This is a genomic window from Streptomyces sp. NPDC057617 (assembly GCF_042800555.1).
Taxonomy (GTDB): Bacteria; Actinomycetota; Actinomycetes; order Streptomycetales; family Streptomycetaceae; genus Streptomyces.
This window is the reverse complement of record NZ_JBHVGV010000009.1, coordinates 424338-432966: the sequence shown is the minus strand read 5'-3', so window position 1 is coordinate 432966 and position 8629 is coordinate 424338. Positions and strand designations below refer to the sequence as shown.

The 8629-nt window shown below is 68.5% G+C and carries 9 protein-coding genes and 1 rRNA gene; all 10 read left to right on the top strand.

The genetic code is table 11. The features are described from left to right. Positions 1-75, top strand: a 5S ribosomal RNA gene (gene rrf, locus ACFU9P_RS24130); the annotation flags it as partial. A gap of 136 nt (positions 76-211) precedes the next feature. Next, positions 212-820 (top strand): CDP-alcohol phosphatidyltransferase family protein, encoded by a 609-nt coding sequence (locus tag ACFU9P_RS24125; RefSeq protein WP_046507525.1) that lies wholly within the window; start codon positions 212-214, stop codon positions 818-820. Between the two features lie 110 nt (positions 821-930). Beyond that, positions 931-3435 carry a sugar phosphate nucleotidyltransferase gene (locus ACFU9P_RS24120; RefSeq protein ID WP_376384424.1) on the top strand — a complete coding sequence of 835 codons (2505 nt, stop codon included), beginning with the start codon at positions 931-933 and terminating at the stop codon, positions 3433-3435. A 99-nt stretch (positions 3436-3534) separates the two neighbouring features. Further along, positions 3535-4464 (top strand): DUF881 domain-containing protein, encoded by a 930-nt coding sequence (locus ACFU9P_RS24115; RefSeq protein WP_376384427.1) that lies wholly within the window; start codon positions 3535-3537, stop codon positions 4462-4464. Next, on the top strand, positions 4461-4793 hold the full coding sequence (locus ACFU9P_RS24110; RefSeq protein ID WP_023543062.1) for a small basic family protein: 333 nt from the start codon (positions 4461-4463) through the stop codon (positions 4791-4793). Before ACFU9P_RS24115 ends, ACFU9P_RS24110 begins: the two co-directional genes overlap by 4 nt. A 56-nt stretch (positions 4794-4849) precedes the next feature. Beyond that, complete coding sequence (locus ACFU9P_RS24105; protein WP_384084260.1) at positions 4850-5596, top strand: DUF881 domain-containing protein; 747 nt, start codon at positions 4850-4852, stop codon at positions 5594-5596. A 148-nt stretch (positions 5597-5744) separates the two neighbouring features. Then, positions 5745-6566 carry an FHA domain-containing protein gene (locus tag ACFU9P_RS24100; protein WP_376384558.1) on the top strand — a complete coding sequence of 274 codons (822 nt, stop codon included), beginning with the start codon at positions 5745-5747 and terminating at the stop codon, positions 6564-6566. Between the two features lie 16 nt (positions 6567-6582). Continuing rightward, positions 6583-7320, top strand: a complete 738-nt coding sequence (locus ACFU9P_RS24095) for a MerR family transcriptional regulator (RefSeq protein ID WP_376384429.1) — start codon at positions 6583-6585, stop codon at positions 7318-7320. A gap of 53 nt (positions 7321-7373) precedes the next feature. Further along, complete coding sequence (locus ACFU9P_RS24090) at positions 7374-7847, top strand: bifunctional nuclease family protein (protein ID WP_006123076.1); 474 nt, start codon at positions 7374-7376, stop codon at positions 7845-7847. A 182-nt stretch (positions 7848-8029) separates the two neighbouring features. Then, positions 8030-8599: a MerR family transcriptional regulator gene (locus tag ACFU9P_RS24085; RefSeq protein ID WP_376384432.1), complete on the top strand. Its 570-nt coding sequence runs from the start codon at positions 8030-8032 to the stop codon at positions 8597-8599. The last annotated feature ends 30 nt before the right edge of the window (positions 8600-8629 follow it).

Genomic DNA, 8629 nt, shown 5'->3' with positions numbered 1-8629 from the left:
AACCCGGAAGCTAAGCCTTACAGCGCCGATGGTACTGCAGGGGGGACCCTGTGGGAGAGTAGGACGCCGCCGAACAAACTTTATAAGGAATGCCCCGTATCGTTTACCGGTACGGGGCATTTCTGCTTGCTTACCCCCTTGCACTCCGCCGCAGACGCTGAGGGTAAGGTCGGGACGCATCGTTGGCACGTTCCACACAGGAGGCCCCCGGGTGGAGGTCCAGGAGACTCGCGTTCAGACGGACCGGGTGCTCACCGTCCCCAACATCCTCAGCATGGCCCGGCTCGTCGGCGTCCCCCTCTTCCTGTGGCTGATCCTTCGCCCCGAGTTCGGCGGACCGAACAGCGACGGCTGGGCATTGCTGGTCCTCATGCTGAGCGGTGTCAGTGACTATCTCGACGGGAAGCTCGCCCGCCGCTGGAACCAGATCAGCAGCCTCGGCCGGCTGCTGGACCCCGCCGCGGACCGGCTCTACATCCTTTCCACTCTCGTCGGTCTCACCTGGCGCGAGATCCTGCCGCTGTGGCTCACCGCCGCCCTTTTGGCCCGCGAGCTGATGCTTCTGGTGATGGTGGGAATCCTTCGCAGGCATGGCTATCCGCCACCCCAGGTGAACTTCCTGGGGAAGGCGGCTACCTTCAACTTGATGTACGCCTTCCCGCTCCTGCTCCTGAGCGACGGAAGCGGTTGGCTTGCGTCACTCGCCGAAGTTTTCGGATGGGCGTTCGCCGGATGGGGTACAACTCTCTACTGGTGGGCAGGGATCCTGTATGTGGTCCAGGTCCGCCGGCTCGTGAAGGCGGACACCGCGGCCGATTAGCTCGTCGAGTGTGCCGTGCAGTGTCGCCGGCGCACGCCTGACGCCTTTGGGGCCGCTGTCCAGACGGGTGAAGTCGGCGAGACCGTCTCTTCAAGGAGGACGCTTCCGACATGAAGGCCGTCGTGATGGCTGGTGGCGAAGGCACTCGGCTTCGCCCTATGACCTCGAGCATGCCCAAGCCGCTCCTGCCGGTGGTGAACCGGCCGATCATGGAGCATGTGCTGCGGCTGCTCAAGCGCCATGGGCTCAGCGAGACCGTTGTAACCGTGCAATTCCTTGCCTCCCTCGTCAAGAACTATTTCGGCGACGGTGAAGAGCTCGGTATGGAGCTCACCTACGCCAACGAGGAGAAGCCGCTCGGCACCGCGGGGAGCGTGAAAAATGCGGAGGAGGCGCTGAAGGACGATGCCTTCCTCGTCATTTCCGGCGACGCGCTCACCGACTTCGATCTGACCGACCTCATCGCCTTCCACAAGGAGAAGGGCGCACTGGTGACGGTGTGCCTGACCCGGGTTCCGAATCCGCTGGAATTCGGCATCACCATCGTGGACGAGGAAGGAAAGGTCGAGCGTTTCCTGGAGAAGCCCACCTGGGGCCAGGTCTTCTCGGACACCGTCAACACGGGCATCTATGTGATGGAGCCCGAGGTCTTCGACTATGTCGAGGCGGATGTCTCGGTGGACTGGTCCGGCGATGTCTTCCCTCAGCTCATGAAGGAAGGCAAGCGGGTCTACGGCTATATCGCCGAGGGCTACTGGGAGGACGTGGGCACACACGAGAGCTATGTGAAGGCCCAGGCCGATGTCCTGGAGGGCAAGGTCGATGTCGACATCGACGGTTTCGAGATCTCGCCGGGCGTCTGGGTCGCCGAAGGCGCCGAGGTCCATCCCGACGCCGTCCTGCGCGGGCCGCTGTACATCGGGGACTACGCCAAGGTCGAAGCCGACGCGGAAATCCGTGAGCACACCGTCGTCGGATCCAATGTGGTCGTCAAGACCGGTGCGTTCCTCCACAGAGCCGTCGTCCATGACAACGTCTATATCGGACAGCACAGCAATCTGCGTGGCTGTGTGATCGGCAGGAACACCGACATCATGCGCGCCGCCCGGATCGAGGACGGCGCGGTCATCGGCGACGAGTGCCTCGTCGGCGAGGAATCGATCATCCAGGGCAATGTGCGGGTCTACCCGTTCAAGACCATCGAGGCCGGCGCGTTCGTCAACACCTCGGTCATCTGGGAGTCCCGGGGGCAGGCGCATCTGTTCGGCGCCCGCGGGGTCTCGGGCATCCTCAACGTCGAGATCACGCCGGAAGTGGTGGTGCGGCTGGCGGGCGCGTACGCCACGACTCTCAAGAAGGGCTCCACCGTCACTACGGCGCGTGACCACTCCCGTGGTGCGCGCGCCCTCAAGCGGGCCGTGATCTCCTCGCTCCAGTCCAGCGCCATCGACGTAAGGGACTTGGAGAACGTACCGCTGCCCGTCGCCCGGCAGCAGACCGGCCGGGGCAGCGCCGGCGGGATCATGATCCGTACTTCTCCGGGCGTGCCGGACTCCGTGGACATCATGTTCTTTGACGAGCGCGGCGCGGATCTCTCCCAGGCCGGCCAGCGCAAACTCGACCGCGTATACGCGCGCCAGGAGTACCGGCGCGCCTTCCCGGGTGAGATCGGGGACCTGCACTTCCCCTCCAGCGTCTTCGACTCGTACACCGGCTCGCTGCTGCGCAATGTCGATACGTCGGGGATCTCGGAGGCGGCGCTCAAGGTCGTGGTCGACGCGTCCAACGGCAGCGCGGGACTCGTTCTGCCCAGCCTGCTCGGCCGGCTCGGGGTGGACGCGCTGACCATCAACCCCGGTCTGGACGAGTCCCGGCCGACGGAGACGGTCGAGTCGCGCCGTTCCGGACTGGTCAGGCTCGGTGAGATCGTCGCTTCGGCGCGTGCCGCGTTCGGGGTGCGCTTCGACCCCGTCGGCGAGCGGCTGTCGCTGGTCGACGAGCGCGGCCGGATCATCGAGGACGACCGTGCCCTGCTGGTGCTGCTCGACCTGGTGGCCGCCGAGCGGCGCAGCGGCCGGGTGGCGCTGCCGGTGACGACCACGAGGATCGCCGAGCAGGTCGCCGCGTACCACGGCACGCAGGTGGCGTGGACGACGACCTCGCCGGACGATCTGACCCGGGTGGGCCGCGAGGAGTCCACGATCTTCGGCGGCGACGGCCGCGGAGCCTTCATCGTCCCGGAGTTCAGCAGTGTCCTGGACGGTACGGCGGCCTTTGTCCGGCTGATCGGCCTGGTGGCGCGTACGCAGCTCACTCTCAGTCAGATCGACGCCCGTATCCCCCGCGCCCATGTGCTGCGGCGCGATCTGGCCACGCCCTGGGCCGTCAAGGGCCTCGTCATGCGCAGCGTCGTGGAGGCGGCCGGGGACCGGCAGGTCGACACGACCGACGGAGTACGGGTCGTGGAGGCCGACGGCCGCTGGGTGATGGTGCTGCCCGACCCGGCGGAGGCCATCACTCATCTGTGGGCGGAAGGCCCGGATGACGCGTCGGCCCAGGCGCTGCTCGACGAGTGGTCCGCCGTGGTCGACGGCGCAGGTCACCAGGGCCCGTAGGGCGAGTCGTACCGGTGTGCCGGACATGCCCCGGAGGGCGTCCGGCACACCGGTGGGGCCATTCGGCGGTAGCGGTCGCGACGTGCGACGATGTGCGGCATGCCGCAGCAGCCCCCCATTCGGAGCACCGCTTCTCCGCCCGTCCGCCCCGATGCGTCGATGTCGCTGCTGAACAATGTGATGGATCACAGCCTCGACGAGGGGTACGCGGAGGCGGCGGCCCGCAGGGACGCCGAGGACGGCGGTCTGCCCAGCACGCTTCGCGCGAAGCTGTGGCTCGCGGCCGGTCTGGTACTGGCCGCTCTGGTGGTCACGGTGGGCGCCGCCCAGGCGCGGATCTCGGCGCCGGTCGTGGCCAAGGAGCGCGAGGAGCTGATCGACCGCATCAACGCGGAGACGTCGACGGCCGACGAGCTGGAGAAGTCGGTCGAGAAGCTCCGCGGCGAGGTGGTGGCGCGTCAGCGTGCTGCTCTGCGCGCGCACGGCGGCGACACCGGTGAGCGGATCGCCCTGCTGGCGGGCGCGACTCCGGTGCGCGGGCCCGGTGTGAAGCTTGTGGTCGACGACGCCAGGGAATCGGGGTCGGACGGCGGCGGGCCGCGGGACAGCGGGGGCTTCTCCGACACGGGCCGGGTACGCGACCGTGACATGCAGAGAGTCGTCAACGGCCTCTGGGAGTCGGGCGCGGAAGCGATCGCGATCAACGGGCAGCGGCTGACATCGCTGTCGGCGATCCGGGCCGCGGGCGATGCCGTACTGGTCGACAACAGGCCACTGGTGCCGCCGTACACGGTGCTCGCGGTGGGGGACGGAAAGAAGCTGAGCACCGCGTTCCAGGACAGTGCCGATGGCCGGTATCTGCACTCGTTGCAGCAGAACTTCGACATCCGCACCAGCATTTCCGATCAGGAAGAGGTGCGTCTGCCTGCCGCGCCGAGCCTGATCGTACGTACAGCAGAGCCGGGGGCCGCCGACGCCGGGAAGGGCGACGGGCAGGGCACGGCAGACACCGGGAAGGGCACATCGTGATCGCCGTACTGGGCCTCGTCGTGGGAGTCGTGGTCGGACTGTTGGTCCGGCCCGAGGTGCCGGCGGTGGTCGAGCCCTATCTGCCGATCGCCGTCGTCGCCGCCCTCGACGCGGTCTTCGGCGGCCTGCGGGCCATGCTCGACGGGATCTTCGTCGACAAGGTGTTCGTGGTCTCCTTCCTGTCGAACGTGGTGGTGGCGGCGCTGATCGTGTTCCTCGGCGACAAGCTGGGCGTGGGCGCGCAGTTGTCCACGGGGGTGGTCGTCGTGTTCGGTATCCGGATCTTCTCCAACGCTGCCGCGATCCGCCGGCATGTCTTCCGGGCGTGACGCCAATGACCAGTGTGGAGACACCCAAGGACGCGAACGGTACGGCCGGTACGGGCATGCCGCCGGTGCCGGAGCCCGAACAGCTCACCGGCCGTCAGCGGTTGGCGGCGGGGCTGTGGCCGCCCCGGGTCACCCGGGCCCAACTGACCGTCGCGGGCCTGCTGTTCGTGCTCGGACTCGGGCTCGCGATCCAGGTCACGTCCAACAACGACGACAGCGCGCTGCGCGGCGCCCGCCAGGAGGACCTGGTCCGCATCCTCGACGAACTGGACGACCGCACCCAGCGGCTGGAGGACGAGAAGCAACGGCTCGACGACCAGCGCACCGAGCTGGAGAACAGCTCGGACCAGGCCGAGGAGGCCCGTAGACAGACGCTGGAGAAGGCCCAGCAGCTCGGTGTCCTGGCCGGTACGGTCGCCGCCCAGGGACCCGGTATCAGCCTGACGATCAGCGATCCGAACAGCGCGGTCGAGCCGGACATGCTGCTCGACACGATCCAGGAGCTGCGGGCGGCCGGCGCAGAAGCCATCCAGGTGGACGGCGTCCGGGTGGTCGCGGACACCTACTTCTCGGGTGCGGGCGGCGATGTCGAGGTGGACGGACGGCCGGTGACGGCGCCGTACGAGTTCAAGGTCATCGGCCGGCCGCAGGATCTGGAGCCCGCCCTCAACATTCCCGGCGGAGTGGTCCAGACGCTGGAGAAGGAGCAGGCCACGGCCACGGTGACACGGGCTGAGAAGATCGTTGTGGATGCCTTGCGACCGGCGGAGCGGCCTGACTACGCTCGGTCGTCGTCGGGGTGAGCCGGCGGGGCATGGCGGCAGTCGGACGCGGGCATGAGCTTGCGGGGGGTCGGCGCACGATCAGCGTGGTGTGTGGTGGAAACTGTCCGGTGGATACGGACGTTGTCAAGATGTCCGGGTCGGCAGGTGTGTTCATTCAGGGTTCGTCCTGCCCCACGGGCGGGTCTGTTTCGGTCAAGGGGAATCGCCCGTGAAGTTGTTTGGGAAGTTGTTCGGCAAGAGCGCCCGCGAGGAAGGCGGCGGCTCGGCCCGCCACCGCGCGTCGCGCCATGGTCAGAGCGAGGAGCAGAGCGGCGAGCGTCCGCTCTTCCGCGACCAGGTGGGCGGCGACGCCTCCGGCGCGTCGTCTGTTGACCCTGCAGGCCCCGGCCGCATAGGTTTCGGGGAATCATCTGCCCCGGCGGGGCAGTCGCGGCAGGAGGATCCCACTATGGCGGGCTTGCCGGTCTGTACGAGGTGCGGACACCGGAACGCGGAATCGAGCCGGTTCTGCTCCAACTGCGGTGCGCCGCTGCGGGGCGGGGCGCCTGCCGAGCGTGCCTCGGAGACGACGTCGACGATCTCCATCTCGGGTCTTGAGGCGTACGACTCCGAAGTGACCGGCCAGACGGCGCTTCCCTCGCTCACGCCGGAGGCGCAGGCCGCCGTCGACGCGCTGCCGCCGGGCTCCGCGCTGCTGGTGGTGCGCCGTGGTCCGAACTCGGGCAGCCGCTTCCTCCTGGACAGCGAGCTGACCACGGCCGGCCGCCATCCGCAGAGCGACATCTTCCTTGACGACGTGACCGTGTCGCGCCGCCATGTGGAGTTCCGCCGGGGCGCGGACGGGCGCTTCACCGTCTCGGACGTCGGCAGCCTGAACGGTACGTACGTCAATCGTGAGCGGATCGATTCGGTCCTGCTGGCGAACGGCGACGAGGTCCAGATCGGCAAGTACCGGCTGGTCTTCTACGCGAGCCAGCGGGGCGTGTGACCCTCAGGGAAGGTCCATGCTGCGACCACCTACGGGCGGTGCCGGTCACGGCACCGCCCCCACGGGCGAGCTGATGAGTATCGGCGCGGTGCTCGGCCGTCTCCGGGAGGAGTTTCCCGGGATCTCCGTCTCCACAATCCGTTTCCTGGAGTCGGAGGGGCTGGTCGAGCCGCGCAGAACCCCCTCCGGTTACCGGAAATTCAGTCCCGAGGACGTCGAGCGACTGACCGACGTCCTGCGGATGCGGCGGGACCACTGTCTTCCGCTGAAGGCCGTCCGGGAGAAGCTCGACGCCCGTGCCCGCGGCGAGCAGCCGGAGCTGCCGGCCCCGGAACGCGGGTCTCTGCCGACCGGCGCCGGGGAGCCGGAGCCCGAGGATTCCACTGCGGCCAGGATCGGGCGCGAGGAGCTGCTGGCCGCCGCCGAGGTCGGCGAGGGCACGCTCGACGAGTGGGAGGCGTACGGCCTCATCACTCCGATGCCGGACGGCGGGTACGACGCGGAGTCCGTCACGGTCGCGAGACTTGTCTCGGATCTGGGGAGATTCGGTCTTGAGCCACGGCATCTCCGGGCGATGAAAGCCGCCGCCGAGCGCGAGGCGGGACTGGTCGAACAGGTGGTGGCGCCGCTGCGCAGACACCGTAATCCGCAGACCAGGGCCCATGCCGAGGCCACCACGAAGGAGCTGGCGGCGCTGTCCGTACGGCTGCACGCGGCGCTGGTACGGACGGCCCTCGGGGTCCGGCAGCACTGATCGCGGGGGAGCCCGACTACCCAAACCTGCCGGGCACGTCCTAGGGTTGCTGTGTGAACGAGCTCGACGTTGTGGGTGTCCGGGTGGAAATGCCCTCCAACCAACCGATCGTGCTCCTGCGTGAAGTGGGAGGCGACCGGTACCTCCCCATCTGGATCGGACCGGGGGAGGCGACCGCCATTGCCTTCGCACAGCAGGGCATGGCTCCGGCGAGGCCGCTGACCCATGATCTCTTCAAGGATGTCCTTGAGGCGGTGGGCCAGGAGCTGACCGAGGTCCGGATCACGGACCTGCGCGAAGGGGTCTTCTACGCGGAGCTGGTCTTCGCCAGCGGCGTGGAGGTGAGCGCCCGGCCGTCCGACGCCATAGCGCTGGCGCTGCGCACGGGCACGCCGATCTACGGCAGTGACGGGGTGCTCGACGACGCGGGTATCGCGATCCCGGACGAGCAGGAGGACGAGGTGGAGAAGTTCCGCGAGTTCCTCGACCAGATCTCGCCGGAGGACTTCGGAACCAACAGCCAGTGAGCGGCCGCCGGTGAGCGCCGATCCGGGCTCCGTCAGCGCATCCGGCCATCCTTTCCCCGGAACGGGGCACGGGAAACCACTCTCAGGGTGATTATCACTCGGCGTGGCGAGTGTGGCGATCGTTGACGCACCCCGGGTGACTGCCTACCTTCGACAAGGCAGGTCTAGGACGGAGGGTCGGCGTGAGAAGCAGCGGCGACAGTACGGCGGCGGGCGGTCCGTATCCGCCTCACGGCAGTGCGCACGACCCCGGGGCGGAGACGGTCGGATACCGCGGTCCGACCGCGTGCGCGGCGGCCGGGATCACCTACCGCCAGTTGGACTACTGGGCCCGGACGGGGCTGGTCGAGCCGAGCGTGCGGCCGGCGTACGGATCGGGCACACAGCGGCTCTACAGCTTCCGCGATGTGGTTGTCCTCAAGATCGTGAAGCGGTTCCTGGACACCGGGGTCGCGCTGCAGAACATCCGGGCGGCGGTCCAGCACCTGCGGGCCCGCGGGTTCCGGGACCTGGAGCGCATGACGCTCATGAGCGACGGTGCGACCGTCCATGAGTGCACCTCGCCCGACGAGGTCGTGACCCTGCTCCAGGGCGGGCAGGGCGTCTTCGGGATCGCCGTGGGGGTGGTGTGGCGGGACGTCGAGGCGGCCCTGTCGCAGCTCCACGGGGAGCGGATCGACACCGGCGAGACCCTGGTCGGGCACAACCCGGCCGACGAGCTGGCGCGCCGGCGCCGGGACCGGGCGGTCTGACCGCCGGACACCGGGCCGATTGTCAGTGGT